This is a genomic window from Kaistella carnis (assembly GCF_003860585.1).
GTDB classification, from domain to species: Bacteria; Bacteroidota; Bacteroidia; order Flavobacteriales; family Weeksellaceae; genus Kaistella; species Kaistella carnis.
In genome coordinates, this window is sequence record NZ_CP034159.1 from 3,182,937 (window position 1) to 3,206,768 (window position 23,832).

A 23,832-nucleotide genomic window follows, 5' to 3' on the forward strand; every position below is an offset into this window, starting at 1 on the left:
GAAGACAAATCTATTTTGTGGTGAATATGGAATACTTCAAAAAAATAAATTTCGAGTTCAATTTAGAAAAGGACATCCTGCAGTTCTTTATTTTTCTCAAAAGTTTCTTTCGCATAAGGACAAAGTGGAACTATTTTTTTGCCGTTTTCGCGTGTATATTGTACTCCCGCAAAAACAAGTTCTTTTGCAAGCCCTTTTCCGCCAAAGGCTTTGTCAACTTCGGTGTGATCGATGATGAATTTGTCTTTTCCGGCCCATTTATAAGTCATTTCTCCTGCTTTTTGGCCTTCATAATAAATTTCGAAAGCCCCGTTTTTTTCGTTGTTGATGTGTTTTAATTCTGTCATTATTCTATAAATTTTGTGTTAATTTCTATATTTCCGTGTAATATTTTATGGATAGGGCAGCGTTCAGCAATCGCATGTAAACGGTCAAGTTGTTCTGCATCAAGGTTGGCGCCTTCGTAACTGATGTTTCTTTCGAAAACGGCAGTTCTGGTTTGGGGATAATCTTCCAGCTTAACTTCTACGTTTATTTTTTCAACTTCCCACTTTTTTCGGTCAATATACATTCTTAAAGTGGCTGCGGTACAGCTTGCTAAAGAGGTCGCCATCATTTCGTAGGGATTAAATCCTTTGTTTCCGCCGCCGGCACTCACGGGTTCATCGGTAATCAGGCTATTTTCCCCGGCGATGACTTCTGTATAATATTTTTGTTTTCCTAAACTTGCTTTTACAGTAACTGCCATTTTTTCATTTTAAAAATTTATTTAGTGCCTTTCAGTATTGCTCTGGGAAGCGGAACATATTCCTCATCATCACCGGGAATTTTTGGGAAAGCTTCTAAGTTTTGACCATGCCAGTTTTTTTTGGCCTGCTCAATTAAGGCTTTATCAGAATTTACGAAATTCCAGAAAATAAAGCGTTCTTCCTTAAAAGGTTCTCCACCGAAAAGGTAAATCGTCGTGTTTTCGGCCATCTCAAATTCACAAAGTTTTGAATTTTTCGCCACAATCAGTTGCTTGCCGGAAAAAGTATGACCTTCGATGTTCACGCTTCCTTCTAGAACATACATGGCAACTTCACCAAATAAAGTTTCGCCGATATTGAGCTTTTGGGTCTCTTTACTTTTAATTTCGAGGAAAAATAATTTTGAATGCGTCGGAACGGGAGATTTATGATTTAATAGTTCGCCTGCAATTAATTTATAGTGTATTCCCTTTTCTTCCCAAGTTGGAATTTCATCCGCTTCGGTATGATGGAAAGTGGGTTCAGACTGTTCCATGTGTTTTGGCAAACCGATCCAGATTTGAAATCCATGCAGATTTTTATCGGTCGTTCTTAGATATTCCGGTGTTCTTTCTGAATGTACAACGCCTTTTCCGGACGTCATAAAATTCACAGCTCCGGGTTTTATTTCGATGTCGCTTCCCAAACTGTCTTTATGTTGTATGGAACCTTCAAAAAGATAAGTTAACGTGGATAATCCAATGTGCGGATGTGGCGGGACATCCATATTCTGATAGTCTTTCAGCGCTGCCGGTCCCATATGATCAATAAAAACAAATGGTCCTACAGCTCTTTTTTCGCGGAAAGGAAGTAATCTTCCAACGAGGAAGTTTCCGATATCTGCAGGTTTTTCTTCTATAACTAAACCAATATTTGACATCATAATTTTAAAATTTAAAGACAGTTTGTATTGTGAAAATCAGTAAAATTTCTTTAGAAATAGAGATTCACTTTTTAATTCATACAAATTTAAGCCGTTAAAAATGAAGCAGCATTGATTTAGGTTAAGTAGTGAAATGGATGTTTTTTTAAGGCGGTTAATCCGCAGATTTCATGTTATTTCCGTCTGAAATATGAAGTCTTCTAAAGACAAATCCAGAAATTACGGTGACAAAACCTACCGTATAAAAAGTGTATCGAAAGGCGAGATGCGTGCTTCCGTCTGTAATTCCGGTATTGTTTTCGAATAATTTCAAGACAATTAAGCCCAAAGCAATCCCGAACCCAACGGCAAGCTGCTGATTGACTGCCAAAAGTGAATTTCCACTGCTGGTGTGAGAATCCCGCAAATCTGCGATCGCAATCGTATTCATTGAGGTAAATTGAATAGAATTAAAAAATCCCAGGATCGCAATGATAGGAACAAACCAATAAATCGAAGACTTTATGCCGGGAATTCCTAAACATGCAATCAAAATTCCGATGATAAAAGTATTGGTCATCAATGTTTTTCGGTAGCCAAAAAAGTCCAAAATTTTAATGACCAAAGATTTCCCAAACATGGCCGTTAATGCCATTGGAGCTACGATCCAGCCCGAAACGACCGCAGATTGTCCGTACGCAATTTGAATCATCAACGGCAATAAAAGTGGGATAGAACTGATCCCTAATCTTGTGGCTAGATTTCCTAAAATTCCTACGCGAAATGTTCTTACCTGAAATAAATTCAAAGGAAAAATTGGTTTTTTGGTCTTTTTCGCGTGGATGTAATAATAGTAGATCATTAGAAATCCTAAAGTGAAAATGAAAAGAACCAGCGTTGTGTGTTGCGTATTTCCAAACATTTCTAAGGCGATGGAAAGTAAGAGTGAAGCGGAGGCGAAAATTAAAAAACCCTTTAAATCAAAGGTAATTTCCCGCGATTTATAATCGGGCATAAATTTTAAACTCAGAAAAATTCCTATTAAACCAATGGGAACATTAATTAGAAAAATCCAGTGCCACGATAAATAATCCACCATATAACCTCCAACTAAAGGTCCTAAAATGGGTCCAATCAAGGCGGGAATAATTGCGAAATTCATGGCTTTCATCAACTCATTTTTCTCATAAGTTTTTATTAAAGCCAGCCTTCCGACCGGAGTCATCAAACTCCCACCCAAACCTTGAATAATTCTGGAGATAACTAATTGCGTAAGATCCTGCGAAAGCGCACAAAAAACAGACCCCAAAACGAAGATGAACAAAGAACTGATAAAGATTTTTCGCGTCCCGAATTTATCGGCTAAAAATCCACTTACAGGCATAAATAAAGCCAGCGTTAAAACATAACTGATGATCGCATTCTGCATATTCAATGGCGATTCCTGCAAATCTTTCGCGATGGAAGGCAGCGAAGTATTTAGGATCGTAGAATCCAACATCTGCATGAAAATAGATGTGGCGAGAATTAAGGGAAGAAATTTTTTAACGGGATTATCTTGGCTAAAAGGCATTTAACAAATTTAAGACATTCAGAAGCAAAGAAGTTGCCATCCGTTTAAGTCTTTGTTAAAAATAGTCATTGATGAAATCTTAAACAAAAAAAATTCCACGAAATCAATCGCAGAATTTTTAAGAATGATTAAAATACTTTTTTAAGAACCCAAATTTAAAAGTCCAGAACCGGATTCAAAATTCAAAATTCAGAATTCAAAATTGTTTTAATAGGAATCTTCATGAACCGACAAAACAGCTCTTCCACTGGGATCATTTGCATTTTTGAAAGCCTCATCCCATTCTAAAGCGATTGGGGTAGAACACGCAACAGATGGAACTGAAGGAACGGTTGCCGCTGCAGTTTCACTCGGGAAATGTTCTTCGAAAATTGTTCGGTACCGGTATTCTTCTTTATTTTGAGGCGTGTTCAGCGGAAAACGGAATTTTGCATTGGTCATCATTTCATCGGTAACTTCCTGATTCGCTACTTCCTTTAACGAGTCGATCCAGGAATATCCAACTCCATCAGAGAACTGTTCTTTTTGGCGCCAGGTGATACTTTCCGGAAGCATATCTTCAAAAGCTTTTCTCAAGACCCATTTTTCAATTTTGGGTTCGTGTGCAGTTACCATTTTGTCTTTTGGATTCAGGCGCATTGCTACATCCATAAACTCCTTATCCAGAAAAGGAACACGGCCTTCAATTCCCCAACTCATCAGGGATTTGTTCGCCCGCAAGCAATCATATAAATGAAGTTTATTAAGTTTTCTCACATTCTCTTCATGGAATTCTTTTGCATTGGGCGCTTTATGAAAGTATAAATAGCCGCCGAAAAGTTCATCGCTTCCTTCGCCGGAAAGCACCATTTTTATTCCCATAGATTTAATGACTCTTGCTAATAAATACATCGGCGTAGAAGCACGAATCGTTGTCACATCGTAGGTTTCCAAATGATAAATAACGTCTCGAACGGCATCTAACCCTTCCTGCACGGTGAAATGAACTTCGTGATGAATGGAGCCGATATGTTCTGCCGCTTTTTGTGCCGCAATTAAATCGGGGCTTCCTTCCAAACCAACCGCAAAACTGTGTAAACGGGGATACCAAGCTTCCTGCGTGTCCCCACTTTCGATTCTATTTCTGGAATATTTTGCCGTCACTGCAGAAATAATGGAAGAATCCAAACCGCCGGAAAGTAAAACTCCATAAGGAACGTCGCTCATTAACTGGCGGTGAACAGCGTCTTCTAAAGCTTTTCGCAGTTCGGCAATATCCGTAGTGTTGTTTTTTACATTTTCAAAATCTTCCCAATCTCTTTTGTACCATTGCTGCATTTCGTAGCCATCTTTGCTGTATAAAAAATGTCCCGGTAAAAAGTTTTCGATGGTTTTACAAATACCTTCCAACGCCTTTAATTCTGAAGCCACATAGTAATTTCCGTTTTTGTCCCAACCTTGATAAAGTGGACATATTCCCATATGATCACGCGCAACAAAGTAAACGTCATTTTCGATATCATAAATTGCAAAGGCGAAAATTCCGTTCAGTTTATCCACGAAATCTTTTCCATATTTTTGAAATAAAGGTATGATGACTTCGCAATCTGATTCAGTTTGGAAATCATAATCCGGAAACTCTTTTCGCAAATCGCGGTGGTTATAAATTTCCCCATTTACTGCTAAAACTATTTTTTTGTCTTTGGAGAACAAAGGTTGTTTTCCCGAAGTTGGATCCACAATCGCCAATCTTTCGTGAGAAAAAATTACTTTCTCATTTTGAAAAATTCCGCTCCAGTCCGGACCGCGATGACGTATCTTTTTCGACATTTCTAAAACCTGAGGTCTTAAGAGTTCGGTTTTTTGTTTCGCATCAAACAGGCATACAATTCCACACATGATTTCTATATTTATCGTTTTGTAAATTTTAATTAAAATTCTACCACAAACATATTGTAAAAGTTTATAAAAATAAACTAAAAATTTCAAAAAGTGAATATTTTTCTTAAATAAGTTTTTAAAGAGGAAAAATTTAAGTTAATCGTACAATTTGACCGATTTATATTGAAAATTTTCATTGCCTCCATTTAAAATAAAAACACTTCCCGAAGAAGAGAAGTGTTTTTTTATCGTTGTTAAAGCGAATCTTTAAACAAAATCCTTCTTAATAATTTCCTCCATACAATATTCTGCAATCGCTGTAATTGTCACAAAAGGATTTACGCCGATCGTTCCGGGAATTAAAGAACCATCAATTACATATAAATTCTGATGACCGTTCAATCTTCCGAACTGATCAGTTGCTTTTCCCAAAACAATTCCGCCCAGGGGATGATAACAAACATCAGCACCAAAACCATTATGGAACAGTATATGCGATCTCGTTCCACCATTGGCATTATTCATAGTACGCAGAAAATGTTTTGCATTGTCTTTCATATGCGCCGTGTGCGATTGGTCCCAGTTTAAATCTAATTTCTGAGCTTTCAGATCATATTTTACTTCGCCAAATTTCTTCAGTTTATTCACCATTAAGTAAAGCGCTGTCGCTACATTTAATCCCATAGGTAAAGGTGCGATCTCTACAAAGAATGGATGTTCCTTATCTTCCCAGTGATCAATTCCACCTACTGGAATCGTAGATTGTTTAAATCCTGTTCCGCCAGAAAAAGCTTTTACCCAATTTCGTCCCGTCATAAAGTTTCCGTTGTTTCCCCATTCTTTTCCAACGTTTTCATCAATTGGGAGCTGTGTTTTCGCGCTGGACTTTAATAACAATTCTATAGAGCCCATTGTTCCGGCCGACAGAATTAATTTCTTTGCGTTAATGATTTTATGCTGAATTTCTTCTCCTTTTGTATTGATAACAGAAATATCGATGGTATAACTTTTATCTGGATTTTGAGAAATATGATTCACCTGATGCAAATCTAGAATTTCCAGTTTTCCTGTTGCCGTCGCTTTTTTCAGGTAGGTTTTATCTAATGAGTTTTTGCCGTGATTATTTCCGTAAATCACTTCTCCGGCCAGAGCAGAACGTGGTACTTCTTCTTTGTACTCTTTTTCCATGTAATTGAAATCATACACATTCGGAACACGAACCGTTTTAAAACCTGCTTTGTGGGCCTCTTCTTCACCAACTCTGTTGAACTTATAGAAGTGACAGTCTTTTAAAAATTCCTCTGAAGCCACATTGGTTTTCAATTCTTTATTTGCTAAAGGAAAGTAATGGGAATAAAATTTCTCTGTATCTAAGTTTGGAAATATTTCTTTAAAATATTCTTTTTTTGGAGTAACAGCCATTCCGCCATTCACGAGAGAACCACCGCCAACTCCGCGGCCAACCCAGACTTTGATATGCTCGAAATCCAGTCGGTCTAATGTTCCAGTGAATTTATCTAAATTAAAAAGATTAAAAAAGGGTGCAATGGTTTTTGTTTTTAGCCAGGCTGCAGAATGACCCGGATTGATCATGGGCGAAAATTTCTCCCCGGATTTCTCCCAGTTTAAGCCCATTTCTAACAGGGTGACGGGAATGCCTTTTTCACAGAGTCTTAATGCTGCAACGGAGCCTCCATAACCGGACCCGATAATAACGACCTCTTTGTCAATCATCTCTGTGGGCTTATTTGATTTAATTTCTAAAGGGTTTTGTGCTTTTCCAAACAGATTGCCTGATCCTAAAAAGAAAAAGGCCGCAATACCTAAACTACTGGTTTGAATAAATTCTTTGCGATTCATACTTGCTCCTTAACAAATAGTGTACTAAAACAGGATTTGAAATTAAAAAAATAAGGATTAACATAATAACTGAGACTGATTTCAATTTTATACGACCTCACTTTTGTGGGAATTTTGGTATTTTTCATTGAGGTTCTGAAAAAGTGGGTAAGAAGAACCGCTTTTTGTTTTTAGCCGCGATTGGAGTGAAAATCCCGCAGAGAGGCGCGAGCGAAGCGAGCGCCGACCGAGGAATTGTAACGTAAAGCGGGACTGATAGAGGAGAGAAGAAAAAATCTTTTTGCTCCGAAAAAAAAATAATCCTCATCTATTCCTCGCCCAAAAGCACGCCCGAAACATTCCAGGAACTGAAGCTGTTACCTTCTTTCTCGCCTTGTGGGATCAAGATTTGAATCTGATGATTGCCCGCCTTTAGATCGCCCAAAGAAATGTAAATCGGATTCGTCGTAGTGCCGGGACACCAGTTGCTGCGGCTGTAATCGGAAGAAGAAAGTCCGTTGGCAAAGTTGCCCGAAGCCGGATTGTAAAGGCGATAACTGCCGCAATCGGTGCGCCATGGAACAAAAGAAAATACCTCTTTTCCGTCGACAAGAATCGTATTTTCTTTCGGTAAAAATTCATCGCCATTTTCCCAGCCGCCGTGTCCCGTTGTAATATAGCGGAGTTTCGCGTTTTTCAAATCTTTTTTCAGCGTGAAATCGGTAATCAAACCTTTTGGAGAATTAAACATGGTGGCATACTCCTGTCCCTCCATTTCCATGATATTCAAGGTGTTAAAAAGGGGAGTAACGGTGTTGTTTCTGAAAACATCGAGTCCATCTTTATGGATCGTCATTTCCAATGAAACCTTGTGTCCGTTTTTGTTGTAGTTTCCAATGAAAACTCCCGTCCAGAATTCTTTTTCGCTCAGGATTTCTTTAAAATCTGAAATATCCTGTCTGTAATATACTTTGTCGTGCCAGTTTTTATCTTTTAATTTCAGATGATTAAACTGCTGAATTCCAAAAGGCGTGAAAAATCTCATGAGTTCCAAAGGAGGCTCATAATTTTCCGTGGCCACAACTCCCTGATATGTTTTTCCGTTTCCATTGTCGAAAGATGGAATTGTTTTAACACCGTTTTGTAGCGCATCGAAAAAGCTTTTCTCTTTATTCTGAGGAATAATGAAAACGCTTCCTGTTCGGTCGTAAGCGTCACCTGCCGATTGCTCTGTTAATTCAACGAAAACATTCGCGTTCGCTTCTATTTTTGGATACTTTACTTTTTTAAGAATGAGAGTTCCTTTGGCAAAACGTAGAATTTTTTTATCCTTTTTTAAATCAGATGTAAAATTGATGGTTTCATTTTCAAAAGTTGATATGGTTGTGAAACGGCTTTTCCAAAGGAGATCTTTATAAGTTAGTTCGTCGGTTGGTGCTATTTTCTTTTGGTCAAAGATTTTTTCCAGGCTGAAGTTTTTTACTTTCGAGATTTCAGTAGCTTTGGTTGTGGTGTTGCCGTTTCTGGTAATTTCTAAAACCAACCCCAAGTCCTGACCTAAGAGCGAAGGTCCGCCTTTGACTTTCAAATCAGTCGTGTACCAAATGTCCATGGTATTGGAGTTGATGGAGGTTACCGCTTTTTTACAAGTATAACCTAAGATTTTCTTGATATCGCTTTTAAGTTCGAATTTTTGTTTTGCTAAAATCTCTTTATTTTCATAGTCAGAAACTGCATTATTCAGTAGAAAAGCAAATTGATTAATCCGGTTATCAGTTCTGTTAATTTTCTGAATTTCAAACGGAATGTCTTTGGTCGTTTTCAAAATTTGATCACTCAGAATAAAGGTTTCTTTGTCATTTGTGAAAACAATAGTAGGATCTTGTTTCTCATTTTCTTTTCCTTCAAAAAACGTTTTATAGGTAATTTTATAATTTTGAGCATATAGGATTTGAGCAATAGACAACAGCAGAAATACGAATAACTTTTTCATTCTTTAGATTTTGTAGACTTTTAATTTGTCTCAAATTTAAGATTTTAAAAGTTCCTTCCATAAGAATTTTCTATGCAAAAACGTAACGTTTAAAATTCCTCTGAAAACATTTAAGACACAATGTTCGCCTCAGTAAAATAGGCTTTAATAGAATTGCAATTATATGAACTTAATAAACCCAGTAAGTTCCATCTCAAAAAAAACGTTTGTGACTTTTGCGGTTTAACAAAAGCGGACACTTAAGTTTCAACGAAAGAAAAAGGAGCGAAAATTTTCGCTCCTTTTAGTATATGATGTATAATCTTATGCTTTTCTCTCGATCAGCGCCATGTAGAATCCGTCGAATCCGGAACTTGGCATAACCTTCTCTTCTTTAATTAAGGAATAACCTTCATTATTTTTCAGGAACGTTGCGACCTGTTCATCGTTTTCGCTGGGCAAAATAGAACATGTTGCGTAAACCATCTTTCCGCCTTTTTTCAAGATCTTGGCGTAATCCTGTAAAATTTGCTGTTGTTCTTTTTTAATCCGGTCAATAAATTCCTGGTCAATTTTCCATTTAGAATCAGGATTTCTTTTCAAAACTCCCAAACCTGAACACGGCGCATCGATCAACAAACGATCCGCTTTTTCATGGAGTCTTTTAATGACTTTGTTATCATCAATGGGTCTGGTTTCAATATTGTGTGCGCCCGCTCTTTTTGCGCGACGCTTCAGTTCGGCCAATTTCCATTCGTAAATATCAAGAGCGATGATCTGTCCTTTGTTTTTCATCAAAGCCGCCAGATGCAAAGTTTTTCCACCCGCTCCGGCACATACATCCACCACGCGCATTCCTTCTTTAACGTCCAGCAATTCGCCGATTTTTTGGGAAGAAGCATCCTGAACTTCAAACAAACCGTCCTTAAATGCCGAGGTTAAAAATACATTTTTCTTTTCCTCCAGTTGTATCGCATCCGGATAATTCGGGATGGGAAAACTTTCAACTTTCTCATCTCTTAAATCAGATACCAATTCTCGGGCTGTCGTTTTCAACGTGTTCACACGCAAAATAGTCGGTGCTTTTTCGTTCAGCGCCTCCATTTCTCTTTCCCAACTCGGGCCGAGTTCTTTCTCCAAAGTTTCGGCTAACCATTCCGGTATAGAATACTGAATGGCTTTTGTAGGAACCGTGTTTTTCTTTAATTTGTTGATGATCTCAGCGTTTTTAATGCCGTCGAATTCTTCAAATTTTTTGTAATGCGTTTTGGTCCAAAGGCAATACGTTAAAATCATTTTATAAATGTTGGCTGGTTTTACACCTTCGCCCATGTAGTATTCCAGGCGTTTTTTCCAGCGAATAATGTCATAAAAGATCTGAGCAACCACTTTTCGGTCTTCGCTGCCCCATTGTTTATGGCCTTTTAATAGTCTTTCAATTACTTTATCGGCATATTTTCGGTCTTCGAAAAAAGTTTCCTGCAAAGCATCGTGAATTCCGATGAGTAAGTTTCTGTGTATGAGTTCCATTTAGGATAATTTAGGTTAAATTCAGCCTCGAACCTTCGGGCTATAATTTTTGCAAAAATAAGGTTTTTTAGCCGAATAGCATGTTTCATCTTTTGGGCGCCTTTATCCGTCTTCCGTTCCCGCTTTTTTTCTTGCCGGCTTCGTTTAAACAGGCTGATGTATTACGGTAAGATCAGCCAACAATAAAAAAGAGCTCCACTCAAGCCGGGGCGCAGATTCGGTCTTTTTAGAAAATTGTTTTTAAATAGATAAAGTAAGATAATTTTCACAACAATTCTTTTCTTCCGCAATTTGCTGTTTAAAATCCGCCGATGTTTGAAAAATTCTCTACTTTGAGACTTCAGTAATTTTTTGAAGAGCACATTTCCAGAGCATTATTTATAAAAAAAGGTTTCATTTCTTTTCAAAAAACCATGATTTCAATCCTCTTGCAATCTTTTTAGAATAATAATATCTTTGTAAAAATTATAATTATGAGCGATACAATAATTTGCCCAAAATGCCAGTCAGAATTTACGTATGAGCAAGATGGCAAAATGGTATGTTCTCAATGTTTCCATGAATGGATTCCCGGAGAAACGGCCGAAGAAGACAAGATTTTAGATGCCAACGGAAATGAATTACAAGACGGCGATACCGTAGTTGTCGTAAAAGATTTGCCCGTAAAAGGCGCGCCAAAACCTGTAAAAGCTGGCACAAAAGTAAAAAACATCAGACTTCGCCCAGACAGTGACCATAATATTGACTGCAAAATTGATGGATTTGGCTCTATGGCGCTGAAATCTGAATTTGTCAAAAAAGCATAGGCCGAATTTTAATTCGACCGGTTTTCTAAGAGTCTAAAGCGTTCGGTTGAAGATTATAAAATTTTTGCAAACAGAAAAAATAGTTGAGAAAAGTTGGGAATAGTTTAGAAAAAACTAATTTCCTGACTTTTCTCTTTTTTATAAATTAATTTTTACAGTACCTTTAATCTTTTCCGGGGTATAGGAAATTAGATTTTTCCCCTTTATTGAAAGTTTATTCCAGAAATGGCTTCCGGCAAAACGACTTTCTAAAACTTCAGCGTCTCTTCCGTTCTCTGTGATTCGGATTTCGTGAGGATACCAAAAGTTTTTGCTCACATTTAAGGCAACTTTTTCCTCGTCGGTGAACACATTTACCTCTCCAAAAAGTCTGGCAACGTATTGATTGTAGGGGGTTTTGTACGTTTCTTCTGCATTGTCATTCTGAATTAAGCGACCTCCTTCTAAAACAATGATCTGATCCAGCCAAGGCATTACTTCCTGAATCTCGTGTGTAGAAATAATTAAGGAAATATTTTTTTCCCGAACGTATTTAAAAAGTCTTTCCCGCAATTCAATTTTGCGGGAGAAATCTAAATTACTAAAAGGTTCATCAAGCAACAGAAGTTTTGGCAATACCGAAAGTGCTCTTGCAATAGCTACACGTTGCTGCTGACCGCCACTCAGGTATTTTGGCAAAGTATCTTTAAATTCGAGTAAACCTACTACTTCCAGCAATTCTTCAACTTTATGCTTTTTCTCCTGTAAATTGATGTTGGAAATAAATTTTCCTACATTTTCAGAAACGGTAGCGTAAGGCATCAAATCGTAATTCTGTGCCACCAGTTTCATATCGTCTTCGCCCGGAACTAAATTTTTTACAGGTCCTAAAATGGATTTTCCATTGAAGAGAATTTCCCCTTTTTCCCACTCGAGAAGTCCATAAATTAAATTTAAAAGGGTTGATTTTCCACAACCACTTTCTCCTGCCAACGCTATAATTTTTCCTTCTTCAATTTTCAGATTAAAGTTTTGAAAAAGAGGCTGATCTGGCCGATGTGAAAAAAATAAATTCTTGATTTCTAAAAGCATGGTGCAAAAATAACATATTTGTTGGTAATAATTTTATTTTTAGTATTTTAGCGCAAACAATAAAAATTTAAGTATTAGTGATGATTACAATTAAAAAATCTTTTCTTTTAGCCGCATTTGCGTCATTGGTTTTAACTTCTTGTACGAAAGATAAACCAGTCGTAAATGAAACTACTGAAGTAACCACCAATAACAATGGAGCAGTTTATGAACTTGATACATTGAACAGTAGAATTGAATGGAAAGGTTATAAAATATTGAAATCTGATCAAACCAGCCATTTCGGTACCATCAATTTTGAAAGCGGCGATTTAACCGTACATGAAGGAATGCTTGAAAGTGGTAAATTTATTGTTGATATGAATTCTTTAACATCTGTTGATCTAAAAGATGACGCAGAACAGTTAGGAAAACTGAACGGTCATTTGAAAAGTGGAGACTTCTTCGAAACCGATAAATTCCCAACTGCATCTTACGAAATTACGAAGGTTTCTAAAAATGATTCCGGAGACTATAATACTTTGCTTGATGGTAATTTGACAATTAAAGGAATTACAAAACCAATGCAGTTTAATGCAAATGTTTCTGTAAAAGATGGCGTGGCGAGTATTGCAACAGAGCCGAAAGACATCAGCAGAGAAGCATTCAACGTGAAATTCCAAATGCCGGTAGCGAATGGAGTTATTAAAGATGATGTAAATCTTCAGATTATTATTAAAGCCAACGAAAAGAAATAAAACTTTAAACAAAGTTTAAAATAAAAATCCGTCTCCTTCTTTGGGACGGATTTTTGTTTGTCTAAATTTATCTTTAAGAATGAAAACCAAGCTGACCAAAAATATTACGTCCAGGATTGATAAGCGCACTGATCATCCCACTTCTTTTTTTGGTTTTATGGAACTGGAGACCTGCAGCGTCCTGTACCAAATGTTATGGATTTAGGATTGCCTGCGAAATACAACCCGAATATTCCATTAGAGAAGCAATATTCTTTTGAGGCTTGCAGAAACTGGAATTGTAAAAAAATTAAAGTTGGTGCGAAAGAAAATTCAAAATTCTATGTTTCAGAAATTGAAAATCTTCAAAAACGAAATGAAAAAGATACGGGGATTGAATTTATTCTTGATGAAAACAATTCTTATAACGATTTTGTCTCTATTTTAAATGATTTAGCAATTGCAAAACATGAAATTTATGGCTTAGATTTAGATAAAACGGGCCACGTTTTTGCACTGGTGGATTATCAAGATTCAAGCACAAAAAAAGAAGAAGTAGAATGCTTACTTTGTAATGATGTGATTGTAAACTATTTGGATAATCGGTCAGTTTTTGAAAGAGTTTTTCTTTCGCATATTTTTGAAAAATATAGCGCATTATCCGCAACATTAACTAATGAATCTTTGTGTCTTCTCTGCGGATTTCTTATTCTTCTAACTGTTTCTATTTTAAACATCAAAAAATTCATATAAAAAAAGGCTGCCTTTCGACAACCTTTAATTTTATTACTTCGCTGCTGGCAGCGGGTTTGCTCTTTTCGCTTCTTCAAAAACGGAAAGCGGAATGTGGCAATATCCACCCGGATTTTTATCTAAATAATCCTGGTGATAATCTTCTGCCTTATAGAAATTTTTCAAAGGAATCGTTTCTACAACCACAGGTTTACTATAATGCTTCGCCAATTTTGCAACCTCAGTTTTTACAATCGCTTCAGCGGTGGGATCGGTCGTGTAAATTCCACTTCTGTAATTATCTCCCACATCATTTCCCTGTCGGTCTATGGTGGTCGGATCAATGGATTTAAAATAAAGGTCGATCAACAAAGGTAGATCTACTTCATCTGCATCATACTGTACTTTCACAGCCTCCGCAAAACCAGTCGTGTGACTGATAACCTGTTCATAAGTTGGGTTTTTTATTTTTCCATTTGCATATCCAACTTCCGTGGCAACCACGCCTCTTACGAGCTGAAATAAATGCTCGGTTCCCCAGAAACATCCACCAGCAAAATAGATTTCTTTAATGTTTTTACCTTCCATATTAATTTCTTCTTTTTTATTTTCTACTTCCGATTTTAATTTAGCCTTGGAGCACGAAAAACTTGTTGCAGCAAAAATTCCTACTCCAAAAATAAATGCCATGAGTGTTAAAATATTTTTCATTCTTTTTTTATTATTTTCCATTTTTTAAATTCATTTTATTTTACATACAAATATGAGGCTGAAATAATAATTACTTGTTTTTAATTCTCTATCGCTGTAATTTCTAAAAACAGACCAATCATCCCAGGAATTTTATATACGATAAAAGTGATTGTAAGGTTTTGAAAAAGACATAAAACTACGCTAAAATGGGAATTAATGTAAAGTTGTGCATTTACAAAAACAGTATTCCACATCATTTTAAAAATGATTAAATTTGCAATCTTATAAATAAGCCATAAAGCCAATCGCTAAAGCCAAATTCAACTATGACTTCACAAAACATACGCCAACAATTTCTTGATTATTTTAAAGAAAAAGGCCACCAAATTGTTCCATCTGCACCCATTGTTTTAAAAGATGACCCGACCTTGATGTTTTCTAACTCCGGAATGACGCAGTTTAAGGATTATTTTTTAGGGTATAAGGAACCGAAATCTTCCAGAATTGCTGATACGCAAAAATGTTTACGGGTTTCGGGGAAACATAACGATTTAGACGATGTTGGACGCGATACTTACCATCATACCATGTTTGAGATGTTGGGAAACTGGTCGTTCGGCGATTATTTTAAAAAAGAAGCAATTCAGTTTGCGTGGGAGTTGTTGACTGAAGTTTACAAAATTCCAAAAGAAAATCTTTACGTGACTATTTTTGAAGGTGATGCATCTGAAAATTTAGAACGTGATCAGGAAGCATTTGATTTTTGGAAAGCCAATATTTCCGAAGACCGAATTATCAATGGAAACAAAAAAGATAATTTCTGGGAAATGGGGGAGAGTGGCCCTTGTGGCCCTTGTTCTGAAATTCATGTTGATTTAAGAACAGATGAAGAAAAAGCCGCAGTTTCAGGCTTAGATTTAGTCAATAACGATCATCCGCAAGTGGTTGAGATCTGGAATCTTGTATTCATGCAATTCAACAGAAAAGCCGACGGAAGTTTAGAGAAACTACCTAAAAAACACGTGGATACCGGAATGGGTTTTGAGCGTCTGTGTATGGCTTTACAAGGAAAAAAATCAAATTATGATACCGATGTTTTTACGCCTTTAATTGCAAAAGTGGAAGAACTTTCAGGTAAAAAATATACCGGAATTTTAGAAGACGAAAAAGATATTGCAATTCGCGTTGTGGTAGATCATATCCGTGCAGTGGCTTTTGCGATTGCCGATGGACAGTTGCCTTCCAACGGAGGTGCGGGATATGTGATCCGCAGAATTTTACGTCGTGGAATTTCGTACGCTTACCGATTTTTAGGAATGAAAGAAGCCTTCCTTTATGAATTGGTAGCAATATTAAAAGCTGATATGGGCGAATTTTTCCCAGAGTTGGTTAAACAGGAAAAACTGGTTACGGAGGTGATTCGGGAAGAGGAAGTTTCTTTCTTAAAAACCATTGAACACGGTTTGAAAAGAATTGATTTAATTATTAACGAAACAATTTCTAAAGGTCAAAAAACGCTTCCTGGTGCAGATGTTTTTGAATTGTATGATACGTACGGTTTCCCCGCAGATTTATCCAGAATTATCGCTGAAGAGAAACAATTAACGGTCGATGAAGCAGGTTTTGAAGAGGAAATGAACAAGCAGAAACAGCGTTCAAAAAAATCATCAGCGCAGAAAGTTTATGACTGGGTTGTTTTAGAAGGAAAAGCAGAATCTTTCGTAGGTTACGACCAAACCGAAACCGAAACTTATATTACGCGTTACCGAAAAGTTGAAAATAAAGACGGCGAATTTTATCAGATCGTATTGTCGAAATCGCCTTTCTATCCGGAAGGTGGTGGACAAGTTGGCGACAAAGGAATTTTAATCCCAAGCTATGCGGAAGGTTTTGATATTTCAAATCCAAGCATTTCTACAATTACCGACTGTTCAGAAATCATCGAAGTTCTGGAAACCCGAAAAGAAAATAATCTGATCGTTTCTTTAATTAAAGAAATGCCGAAAGATGCCGGTGCAGTTTTCTATGCTAAAGTAAATGAGTCGGAAAGAAAAAATACGCAGGCAAATCACTCAGTAACACACTTGTTACACGAGGCATTGCGTGAAGTTTTAGGAACACACGTTGAGCAAAAAGGTTCCTTCGTTGGACCGAATTATTTGCGTTTCGATTTCTCTCATTTTTCTAAAATGGATGAAGAACAATTGAAAATCGTAGAAGAAAAAGTTAATGCGAAAATCAAAGAAAATATTGCATTACAAGAATTCCGTGAAATTCCAATTACCGAAGCGATGGAAAAAGGCGCAATGGCTTTGTTCGGTGAAAAATACGGCGATAAAGTTCGAATGATCCAGTTCGGTTCTTCTAAAGAATTGTGTGGTGGAACGCATGTGAAACATACGGGAGAAATCGGTCATTTTAAAATTCAGAACGAAAGTTCAACGGCGGCAGGAATCCGTAGAATTGAAGCGATTTCGGGGGATCAGTCTGCGGCATATTTTAGAAATTTAGAAACCCAGCTAAAAGAAATTTCTTCTTTATTAAAGTCGAAAGATTTAGTAAAATCAGTTGAGAAATTGATTGAAGAAAACACTTCTTTAAAATCTGAAATCGAATCTTTGAAAAAAGAAAAAGCAAAATCAGAAACTTCAAACTGGGCAAATGATTTCGTTCAAAAAGATGATAAAAAATTATTGGTGAAGAAAGTTTCTCTGGATGCCGGAAGCGTGAAAGATATCGTGTTCCAGTTGAAGAAAGATATTGAGAGTTCCGTAATCGTAATCATTTCTGATGCGAATGGAAAACCAATGATAACCGTTGGCGTTTCTGCGGATTTAGAATCAAAATACCACGCGGGAAATATCGTTAAAGATTTAGCGAAAGAAATCCAAGGCGGCGGTGGTGGAAATCCTGGCTTTGCAACTGCAGGTGGGAAAAATTTTAAAGGCATCGAAAATGCTTATCAAAAAGCACTTTCACTTTAATTATAATAAAATATTTTACATAAAAAATCCCGAAAGTAATTTCGGGATTTTATTTTTTTATAATAAAGGATTCTTATTTATTTCCTCCACCTCTTGCAACAAGAGCAATGATCACAATCAGTATCAAAGCACCGATCACCCAAACCAAAGGATTACTCATCCAGTCGCCTCCCATCGCATCGCCTCCTTTGTTTACGTCCACGTCAACTTTTAAGTCAGCTGCTTTTTCCTGCGCTCGAACCATTACTACTGCAAGATTAGCCATCACAGCCATTGCGAAAATTTGAATCTTTGAAAGTAAATTAGTACGTGTCATAATTTTATTTTTTTAATGTTATAAAAATTACGGTTCTAAAATCGTACCAAAAGTTAAAAGAGATATAATCGTTGTTAAATAAATCTTAAATTAAAATCTAAATTCCATTAAATAATCGTCCATGACAAAGCCGTTTCCAATGTCGAATACTTTCTCTTCAAAAACACTGAAACCTTGTGATTCGTAGACTGCTTTTGCGGGATTATCTTTATTCACGTTCAAAATAATTCGTTTATCACTTGAATCGGCTACCTCTTCTTTTAAAAATGAAAGCGCTTTTTTGCCCAAGCCTTTTCCTATAAAATCTTCTAGGAGGTATATGCGGTGCAACTTTGTTGTTGCCGGTTCGTAATGAAATTCAAAACCAATAAATCCTGTCACCTGATCCTCCTCTTTAATCATATAATAATGATAATTTTCACTATTAAGATGGCGGGAAATCTCTTTAGTTGAATACATTTGATCCAGCATGTACTCAATTTGGGCTTGGCTGAGAATATTTTTATACGCTGCGTTCCAGGATTTCTGTGCTAACTGTTGGACAAAGGAAATATCGCTTTCCGTCACTTTTATAAATTCTGCCATGATTTATTTAGCTTAATTCGAATAAAGTAATTTCTGGTTCAATTCCCACTCTTCCGGGATAACCGATGACGCCAAAGCCTCGGTTTACGTAAAGCGATTTGCCTTCACTTTCATACAAATCTGCCCATTTTGGATAACGATACTGCACGGGAGACCACCGAACATTTTTTAGATCAATGCCAAATTGCATTCCGTGTGTATGGCCGGAAAGAGTCAGTTGAACGTTCGATGGGTGCTTTTTAACAATTCTATCGAAGTGGGTGGGATCATGACTCATCAGGATTTTTGCAGCTTCAGGGGGAACACCCGCTGCGGCTTTATCTAAGTCCCCATATTGCGGAAAAGGTTTTTCGCCCCAATTTTCAACGCCTAAAATGTATAGTTTTTCGCCATTTTTCTCAATGATTCGATGTTCATTACGCAACATTTGGAAACCTGCTCTTGCCTGTAATTGAATGAGGTGAGGGACATTTTCAGCTTTTTCTTCCGCTGATTTCCATTCGCCGTAATCCCCGTAATCATGATTTCCAAGAATAGAAAGTTTACCGTCTCTGGATTGAATGCTTGAAAATAAGGGCACAAAAGGTTCGAATTCATGCGCATAATTATTCACCATATCTCCCGTAAAAAGGATGAGGTCCGCTTTCTGCTCATTAATGAGATTAATGGCTTTTTGTAATTTTTCCGGATGAAAGAAACTGCCGGAATGCACATCGGAGATCTGTATAATTCTATACCCTTTAAAACTGGCCGGCAAATTTTTAATTTTAATTTTTACTTTTCTTACCGAGTGTCTATATTTCCCAAAAATTATGCCGTCGATAAAAAAAGCAGAGAGCATTGCCGCACTCCCAATTCCTATAAAACTTAAAAATTGTCGCCGCTCGGGAAGGTAGTTTTCGCCCCCGCCAAAACTTTGAAAGAGAAATCGAATTCCTCTGTACAAATCCTCAATCAACAAAAAAAAGATGATGAAGAGCTTAGGAAGAAAGAAAATTAAAAAAAGAGATGCCACCAGCTGTACGCGATGATGATCACGATCTGTTCTCTTAAAATTCAGGATTTCATAAATGAAAAAGAGATAGGCGATAAGGGTAATAGCCCAGTAAGCAATACGTAACCAGTGATTGTTGGTAACTGTTTTAAAAGCCTGGTAAATATAAAATTCGAGGGCGAAAAAAATGCCGGTGATGATTAAAATGTTTTTCTGCATTTGTTGTAGTCAAGAAAAAAGCACAAAACAAATTTTGTGCTTTTTATAATTTTAAATAAAATCTTTAAGGGAATCTGTAAACAACCGCGTTGATGTTCATTCCGGCTCCTACAGACGCAAATAAAATATTTCCTTTGTCTTTAAAAGCATGGTTTTCCAATTTTCCTTTTCTGATGAGGTCAAACATGGTTGGAATTGTCGCCACGGAAGAGTTTCCAAATTGTTGAATCGTCATGGGAGCGATTGCGTGATCGTATTCTGTTCGACCGTAAAGTTTAAAGAGACGGGAGATCATCGCGTAATCCATCTTCGCATTGGCTTGATGTATAAGGATTTTATCAATGTCGTCTATGCCTAGATTAGCTTTGTCAATGGTTTCTTTAATCGCATCCGGCACGTTTTTTAAAGCGTACTCGTAAATTTTACGTCCATGCATTCTGATGTATAGTGGTCTGCGGTCTTCATCTAATTTTAGAGAAGGAGAATTTTCCAGATAATAAAGTTCGGGACCATTATCACAAATCGTATTATCAGCAATGATTCCTACGGTTTCATCGTCAGTTGCTTTTACGACAACAGCACCGGCGCCATCTGCAAAAATCATTTTGTTTCGGTCGAACTTATCTGTTACTCTGCTTAAAGTTTCAGATCCAACGACAAGAATTAATTTTGCCTTTTTTGCTTTAATTAAAGTATCTGCCATTATCAGGGCTTCAACCCAACCTGGACAACCGAAGATCATATCGTAATTTACCGTTCTTCTGTTTTTGATGCCTAATTTATTCTTCACTCGGGAAGACATGGAAGGCATAAAATTCGACATTCCATCCTTATTAACTTCACCAAAATTGCTGGCATAAATAATATAGTCTAAATCTTCCTGATCAATTTTTGCATCAGCGATCGCCTCTTTTGCGGCACGGTAGCCAAGGTCCGAATTATGTTCACCATCTTCCAGATATCGGCGGTTTTCAATTTCGGTGATTTCGATAAATTTCTGGATCACCTCTTCGTTGGGTTTGTCTATTTTCTCACCTTCATCAGTGTAGAAAACAGAATCCATGAAATGTTCTTTACCTACAACTTTGGTGGGAAGACAACTCCCTGAGCCTATTATGATTGTATTTGGCATATGTATTAATGAAAAATTTAAGGCAAAGTTAAGAATTAATATTGTACCGCCGTGAAACAAAATTATTATTAAATTTGCAAAAGTTTTTTCACCCTAATATTTTTTATGAAAATAAGTCCTTCCACAAAAGGTTTAATCATTTCCCTGCTGACTGTTATTTTTGCATTCGGAATTTACTTTTTGTTTTTAGCCAAAAAAAATTATTATTTGGTCGACAATCCCTCTGATGATACCTTTTACTTTAACATTAATAATGGTGAAGAAAAAATCATAACCGCCGGTCAACATGTGAAAGTAGATCTAAAGAAAGGTAAAAATGAGATCAAAGTTTTTGATGCGGAAAAGAAAATGCTGTTTGATTCCAGCTTTACCGTAAATAAAGTTCGCGGTTTAGTGAATATTGCGCATCAGGATTATTACATAAATGAGCAGTTTTATGGATATGGAGTTAATAAAGATTCCCTGATTGCGACCAGAAGACAAACCAATATCGACGGGAAACTGTATGTGAATGCTCCTGTTCGTTTCAATAAATTATATACCGATGATTTTTATTATAATATCGATGAGGATTATGATAAGGTCGTGAAGAATGTTCAGAAAACGGAATCCCGCACAAAGATTTTCCGTAAAACAGATTTTCTAAATTATTACAAAGAATACTATCAATTTTAATACACACCCCTTGAAGCAAGTAACGCCTTATAATACCGAAGCCGGAAAGAAAAAAGAAGTCGAAGATATGTTCGACAACATTGCGCCGAAATATGATTTATTGAATCATGTTCTCTCAATGAAAATTGATGTTCTCTGGAGAAACACTTTGGTGAAATGGATGAGTGCTGACCAACCGAAATTAGTTTTGGATGTCGCCACCGGAACCGGAGATTTAGCAATTGCGGTTCAAAAAGGAACGGGTGCGAAAATGGTTGGTTTAGATCTCTCTCAACAAATGTTGAATGTGGGTATCGAAAAAATCAAGAAGATTAACTTAACCGATCAAATCGAAATGATCAAAGGCGATGCGGAAAATCTTCCTTTTGAAAGCAATAAATTTGATGCGGTTTCCGTTGCATTTGGAGTGCGTAATTTTGAAAACTTAGATAAAGGGCTAGCAGAACTGAAAAGGGTAGTAAAAGAAAATAAAAGCGTTTATATTCTGGAGTTTTCTAAAGTTGAAGGGGTTTTAGCGCCTTTTTACATGTTCTATTTTAAAAATGTCTTACCTCAGATTGGCAAGTTGGTTTCAAAAGATACGCGCGCTTACACCTACCTTCCGGATTCTGTGAATGCTTTTCCGTATGGAGAAAAAATGAAACAAATTCTTCTGAACGTTGGATTTAGAACGGTAGAATATAAAAAATTGAGTTTAGGTATCGCAACCATTTATAAGGCAACAAAATAATATGTGGAAACTTTTTTTGAAAATAAATTTGGTGGCAGCCTTTTGTTTTGCTACCGTTGCTGAAGCTCAGCTTTTTAGGACCAAAGACCGAATGGATAATCTGGAAGGATTTGACAATCAAAAGTTCAGTTATGGTTTTTATTTGGCGGCTAATAATTTTGACTACAAGCTGGTGCTCGATCCAAAATTCGGGATGAATGGTCAAAAAAGTTTGGTGCAACCGAAAGCCTTTTACAGTTTCGGCGCCGGTTTGATCGGCAAATTCCGGTTGAATGATAATTTTGATTTAAGAATTGAACCGGGTTTACAATTTGTGGAGCGCGAGATTTATTTCGATACACAATCTAATGATCAATTCGCAGCGGGAACGCCGGCAAATCTTCCTTTTACACCACGAGAATTAACAGAAGCCGATAAATTAAGGACCATAAAATCAACATATGTTGATATCCCTTTATTAATTGAAGTTCATGGGGACCGCTGGTATAACTCCCGTCCTTACGCTGCTGCAGGAATTAATTATATGATGAATCTGCAATCCAACAATAAATCTGAAGATGATAATGAACAGGGAATTTTCCGTACCACTGCGAGTAATTTTGCGTGGTCTGCCGAAGTTGGGATTCAGTTTTATTTCAGTAGATTTAAATTAACCCCCGGTTTCAGAGGAACTTTTATGATTAACAATGAAACAGTCGCAGATAATGCCACAACTCCTCCTTATTGGACATCAGCAATTTCCAGTGCAAAATCCAGAGCCTTTATGTTTGTACTGAAATTTGAGTAAAAAATCGTACAATTTTAAGATAGTGAAGAGAAAGTTTTGGGACTTTCTCTTTTTTTATTAAATGATTTAAGAAATTAGTGTTCATTTATGGTCACTTTCAATTTAAATTTTTATATTTTTGCTACAGAGTTAGAATAAATTAACCTGAGAAATGCTCCAAGACTTAGAACAGAATTTTTCGCTTTTAGAAAAAAAGATATTGACGATAAGTAAAAATTATCAGAATCTTGACGAAAAATATGTTGAATTAAAGCAGGAACACGAAGAATTGAAGGAGAAATACGAAGAGGAAAGGAAGAAGAATCAGGTATTAGCAGAAGAACAAAAAAATATAAAACTTTACTCAGCAATATCAGGAAACCCGGATCATAACCGGTTGATGAAAAATCACATTAACCGATTGATCAAAGAAGTGGATTATTGTATTGCAGAGCTTCAAAATAGCGGATTGTAATGGACGTGAGAAGAATTACCATCACCATTGCGGGAAGAAGTTATCCGCTGAATGTGCCCTCTGCAGAAGAAGAAACACTGCGGCGCGTAGGGAAACAGATTGAAGCCATGATTAAAGATTTTGAACAGAATTTTGATGTTAGAGATAAACAAGATGCATTAGCAATGTGCGCCCTGAAATTGGGAACCAATGCTGAGGTAGCCCAAATCACTAACGATAAAAATATAAAAGATTCCACGGAGCGGTTGAAAATAATCAATCAAACCCTGGAAGCGTTGGAAAAGTAGATTTTTCTTTTTCAATCAACAACTGCCTACAATAGTTCTAACACATTACAGGTGAACTCAACGCTATACAATTGCCGAACGAAAGTTTATTTAATGGCGCGCCGACTTGCTCGGATTACAGAAAATAAAAAACAGTTCAAATCGTGTTGATAAGGAGTTTACTCTATATCCTTGAATTATTGTAGGCTTTTTTTATGACCAAAAATGACATTAAATAAAAAATAAAA

Annotated in this window: 23 protein-coding genes; 9 read left to right on the top strand and 14 right to left on the bottom strand. The window is 36.7% G+C overall.

Annotated elements, in window-relative coordinates; genetic code table 11:
* Positions 1–62: 62 nt before the first annotated feature.
* The 8 genes from EIB73_RS14775 to EIB73_RS14810 form a co-directional block, all read right to left on the bottom strand.
* Positions 63–347: a GNAT family N-acetyltransferase gene (locus EIB73_RS14775; RefSeq protein ID WP_125025999.1), complete on the bottom strand. Its 285-nt coding sequence runs from the start codon at positions 345–347 to the stop codon at positions 63–65.
* Positions 347–748, bottom strand: coding sequence for an OsmC family protein (locus EIB73_RS14780; protein WP_125026000.1), 402 nt, complete (start codon positions 746–748; stop codon positions 347–349). The genes EIB73_RS14775 and EIB73_RS14780 overlap by 1 nt, the downstream gene beginning before the upstream one ends.
* Positions 749–765: 17 nt before the next feature.
* Positions 766–1,668 (bottom strand): pirin family protein, encoded by a 903-nt coding sequence (locus EIB73_RS14785; protein ID WP_125026140.1) that lies wholly within the window; start codon positions 1,666–1,668, stop codon positions 766–768.
* Between the two features lie 157 nt (positions 1,669–1,825).
* Positions 1,826–3,223 carry an MFS transporter gene (locus EIB73_RS14790; RefSeq protein ID WP_125026001.1) on the bottom strand — a complete coding sequence of 466 codons (1,398 nt, stop codon included), beginning with the start codon at positions 3,221–3,223 and terminating at the stop codon, positions 1,826–1,828.
* A 207-nt stretch (positions 3,224–3,430) separates the two neighbouring features.
* The gene (gene asnB / locus EIB73_RS14795; RefSeq protein WP_125026002.1) at positions 3,431–5,101 is read right to left on the bottom strand and encodes an asparagine synthase B; all 1,671 of its coding nucleotides are present in this window, start codon (positions 5,099–5,101) and stop codon (positions 3,431–3,433) included.
* A 249-nt stretch (positions 5,102–5,350) separates the two neighbouring features.
* Complete coding sequence (locus EIB73_RS14800; protein WP_125026003.1) at positions 5,351–6,943, bottom strand: GMC family oxidoreductase N-terminal domain-containing protein; 1,593 nt, start codon at positions 6,941–6,943, stop codon at positions 5,351–5,353.
* Between the two features lie 307 nt (positions 6,944–7,250).
* Positions 7,251–8,915, bottom strand: coding sequence for a GLPGLI family protein (locus tag EIB73_RS14805; protein WP_125026004.1), 1,665 nt, complete (start codon positions 8,913–8,915; stop codon positions 7,251–7,253).
* A 303-nt stretch (positions 8,916–9,218) separates the two neighbouring features.
* A complete protein-coding gene (locus EIB73_RS14810; protein WP_125026005.1) occupies positions 9,219–10,424 on the bottom strand; it encodes an RsmB/NOP family class I SAM-dependent RNA methyltransferase in 1,206 nt (401 codons plus the stop codon).
* A 473-nt stretch (positions 10,425–10,897) separates the two neighbouring features.
* Between EIB73_RS14810 and EIB73_RS14815 the strand changes: the two genes are divergently transcribed.
* The gene (locus EIB73_RS14815) at positions 10,898–11,230 is read left to right on the top strand and encodes a zinc ribbon domain-containing protein YjdM (protein WP_125026006.1); all 333 of its coding nucleotides are present in this window, start codon (positions 10,898–10,900) and stop codon (positions 11,228–11,230) included.
* A gap of 138 nt (positions 11,231–11,368) precedes the next feature.
* On the opposite strand, the gene EIB73_RS14820 is transcribed toward EIB73_RS14815, so the two are convergent.
* Positions 11,369–12,301 carry an ABC transporter ATP-binding protein gene (locus tag EIB73_RS14820; protein ID WP_125026007.1) on the bottom strand — a complete coding sequence of 311 codons (933 nt, stop codon included), beginning with the start codon at positions 12,299–12,301 and terminating at the stop codon, positions 11,369–11,371.
* An 89-nt stretch (positions 12,302–12,390) separates the two neighbouring features.
* Between EIB73_RS14820 and EIB73_RS14825 the strand changes: the two genes are divergently transcribed.
* Positions 12,391–13,038, top strand: coding sequence for a YceI family protein (locus tag EIB73_RS14825; RefSeq protein WP_125026141.1), 648 nt, complete (start codon positions 12,391–12,393; stop codon positions 13,036–13,038).
* A 195-nt stretch (positions 13,039–13,233) separates the two neighbouring features.
* Complete coding sequence (locus EIB73_RS14830; RefSeq protein WP_125026008.1) at positions 13,234–13,770, top strand: hypothetical protein; 537 nt, start codon at positions 13,234–13,236, stop codon at positions 13,768–13,770.
* A 33-nt stretch (positions 13,771–13,803) separates the two neighbouring features.
* Here the strand turns inward: EIB73_RS14830 and msrA are convergent, their stop codons facing one another.
* Entirely contained in the window at positions 13,804–14,481 is a 678-nt protein-coding gene (msrA, locus tag EIB73_RS14835) for a peptide-methionine (S)-S-oxide reductase MsrA (RefSeq protein WP_317132669.1), read from the bottom strand.
* Between the two features lie 287 nt (positions 14,482–14,768).
* Here msrA and alaS point away from each other — a divergent pair, with 287 nt between their 5' ends.
* Entirely contained in the window at positions 14,769–17,426 is a 2,658-nt protein-coding gene (alaS, locus tag EIB73_RS14840; RefSeq protein ID WP_125026009.1) for an alanine--tRNA ligase, read from the top strand.
* Positions 17,427–17,499: 73 nt separating this feature from the next.
* On the opposite strand, the gene EIB73_RS14845 is transcribed toward alaS, so the two are convergent.
* The 4 genes from EIB73_RS14845 to EIB73_RS14860 all read right to left on the bottom strand — a co-directional run bounded on the left by EIB73_RS14845 (position 17,500) and on the right by EIB73_RS14860 (position 20,672).
* Complete coding sequence (locus tag EIB73_RS14845; protein WP_125026010.1) at positions 17,500–17,742, bottom strand: hypothetical protein; 243 nt, start codon at positions 17,740–17,742, stop codon at positions 17,500–17,502.
* A gap of 90 nt (positions 17,743–17,832) precedes the next feature.
* Positions 17,833–18,327, bottom strand: coding sequence for a GNAT family N-acetyltransferase (locus tag EIB73_RS14850; protein ID WP_125026011.1), 495 nt, complete (start codon positions 18,325–18,327; stop codon positions 17,833–17,835).
* A 7-nt stretch (positions 18,328–18,334) separates the two neighbouring features.
* Complete coding sequence (locus tag EIB73_RS14855) at positions 18,335–19,540, bottom strand: metallophosphoesterase (protein ID WP_125026012.1); 1,206 nt, start codon at positions 19,538–19,540, stop codon at positions 18,335–18,337.
* Positions 19,541–19,604: 64 nt separating this feature from the next.
* Positions 19,605–20,672 (bottom strand): 3-oxoacyl-ACP synthase III family protein, encoded by a 1,068-nt coding sequence (locus EIB73_RS14860; protein ID WP_125026013.1) that lies wholly within the window; start codon positions 20,670–20,672, stop codon positions 19,605–19,607.
* Between the two features lie 105 nt (positions 20,673–20,777).
* Between EIB73_RS14860 and EIB73_RS14865 the strand changes: the two genes are divergently transcribed.
* The 5 genes from EIB73_RS14865 (at position 20,778) to EIB73_RS14885 (ending at position 23,605) form a co-directional block, all read left to right on the top strand.
* Positions 20,778–21,347, top strand: coding sequence for a hypothetical protein (locus tag EIB73_RS14865; RefSeq protein WP_125026014.1), 570 nt, complete (start codon positions 20,778–20,780; stop codon positions 21,345–21,347).
* Positions 21,348–21,414: 67 nt separating this feature from the next.
* Positions 21,415–22,077 (top strand): bifunctional demethylmenaquinone methyltransferase/2-methoxy-6-polyprenyl-1,4-benzoquinol methylase UbiE, encoded by a 663-nt coding sequence (gene ubiE / locus EIB73_RS14870; RefSeq protein ID WP_394341100.1) that lies wholly within the window; start codon positions 21,415–21,417, stop codon positions 22,075–22,077.
* Between the two features lies 1 nt (position 22,078).
* Positions 22,079–22,864: a type IX secretion/gliding motility protein PorT/SprT gene (gene porT / locus EIB73_RS14875; RefSeq protein ID WP_125026016.1), complete on the top strand. Its 786-nt coding sequence runs from the start codon at positions 22,079–22,081 to the stop codon at positions 22,862–22,864.
* A gap of 151 nt (positions 22,865–23,015) precedes the next feature.
* Complete coding sequence (locus EIB73_RS14880) at positions 23,016–23,318, top strand: hypothetical protein (protein WP_125026017.1); 303 nt, start codon at positions 23,016–23,018, stop codon at positions 23,316–23,318.
* Positions 23,318–23,605 carry a cell division protein ZapA gene (locus tag EIB73_RS14885; RefSeq protein WP_125026018.1) on the top strand — a complete coding sequence of 96 codons (288 nt, stop codon included), beginning with the start codon at positions 23,318–23,320 and terminating at the stop codon, positions 23,603–23,605. Before EIB73_RS14880 ends, EIB73_RS14885 begins: the two co-directional genes overlap by 1 nt.
* The last annotated feature ends 227 nt before the right edge of the window (positions 23,606–23,832 follow it).

Bases quoted from the DNA above. Each gene is read 5' to 3' on its own strand.
- EIB73_RS14775 (WP_125025999.1), bottom strand. From the start codon at position 347: ATGACAGAATTAAAACACATCAACAACGAAAAAAACGGGGCTTTCGAA.
- EIB73_RS14780 (WP_125026000.1), bottom strand. From the start codon at position 748: ATGGCAGTTACTGTAAAAGCAAGTTTAGGAAAACAAAAATATTATACA.
- EIB73_RS14785 (WP_125026140.1), bottom strand. From the start codon at position 1,668: ATGTCAAATATTGGTTTAGTTATAGAAGAAAAACCTGCAGATATCGGA.
- EIB73_RS14790 (WP_125026001.1), bottom strand. From the start codon at position 3,223: ATGCCTTTTAGCCAAGATAATCCCGTTAAAAAATTTCTTCCCTTAATT.
- asnB (WP_125026002.1), bottom strand. From the start codon at position 5,101: ATGTGTGGAATTGTATGCCTGTTTGATGCGAAACAAAAAACCGAACTC.
- EIB73_RS14800 (WP_125026003.1), bottom strand. From the start codon at position 6,943: ATGAATCGCAAAGAATTTATTCAAACCAGTAGTTTAGGTATTGCGGCC.
- EIB73_RS14805 (WP_125026004.1), bottom strand. From the start codon at position 8,915: ATGAAAAAGTTATTCGTATTTCTGCTGTTGTCTATTGCTCAAATCCTA.
- EIB73_RS14810 (WP_125026005.1), bottom strand. From the start codon at position 10,424: ATGGAACTCATACACAGAAACTTACTCATCGGAATTCACGATGCTTTG.
- EIB73_RS14815 (WP_125026006.1), top strand. From the start codon at position 10,898: ATGAGCGATACAATAATTTGCCCAAAATGCCAGTCAGAATTTACGTAT.
- EIB73_RS14820 (WP_125026007.1), bottom strand. From the start codon at position 12,301: ATGCTTTTAGAAATCAAGAATTTATTTTTTTCACATCGGCCAGATCAG.
- EIB73_RS14830 (WP_125026008.1), top strand. From the start codon at position 13,234: ATGGATTTAGGATTGCCTGCGAAATACAACCCGAATATTCCATTAGAG.
- msrA (WP_317132669.1), bottom strand. From the start codon at position 14,481: ATGGAAAATAATAAAAAAAGAATGAAAAATATTTTAACACTCATGGCA.
- alaS (WP_125026009.1), top strand. From the start codon at position 14,769: ATGACTTCACAAAACATACGCCAACAATTTCTTGATTATTTTAAAGAA.
- EIB73_RS14845 (WP_125026010.1), bottom strand. From the start codon at position 17,742: ATGACACGTACTAATTTACTTTCAAAGATTCAAATTTTCGCAATGGCT.
- EIB73_RS14850 (WP_125026011.1), bottom strand. From the start codon at position 18,327: ATGGCAGAATTTATAAAAGTGACGGAAAGCGATATTTCCTTTGTCCAA.
- EIB73_RS14855 (WP_125026012.1), bottom strand. From the start codon at position 19,540: ATGCAGAAAAACATTTTAATCATCACCGGCATTTTTTTCGCCCTCGAA.
- EIB73_RS14860 (WP_125026013.1), bottom strand. From the start codon at position 20,672: ATGCCAAATACAATCATAATAGGCTCAGGGAGTTGTCTTCCCACCAAA.
- EIB73_RS14865 (WP_125026014.1), top strand. From the start codon at position 20,778: ATGAAAATAAGTCCTTCCACAAAAGGTTTAATCATTTCCCTGCTGACT.
- ubiE (WP_394341100.1), top strand. From the start codon at position 21,415: ATGTTCGACAACATTGCGCCGAAATATGATTTATTGAATCATGTTCTC.
- porT (WP_125026016.1), top strand. From the start codon at position 22,079: ATGTGGAAACTTTTTTTGAAAATAAATTTGGTGGCAGCCTTTTGTTTT.
- EIB73_RS14880 (WP_125026017.1), top strand. From the start codon at position 23,016: ATGCTCCAAGACTTAGAACAGAATTTTTCGCTTTTAGAAAAAAAGATA.
- EIB73_RS14885 (WP_125026018.1), top strand. From the start codon at position 23,318: ATGGACGTGAGAAGAATTACCATCACCATTGCGGGAAGAAGTTATCCG.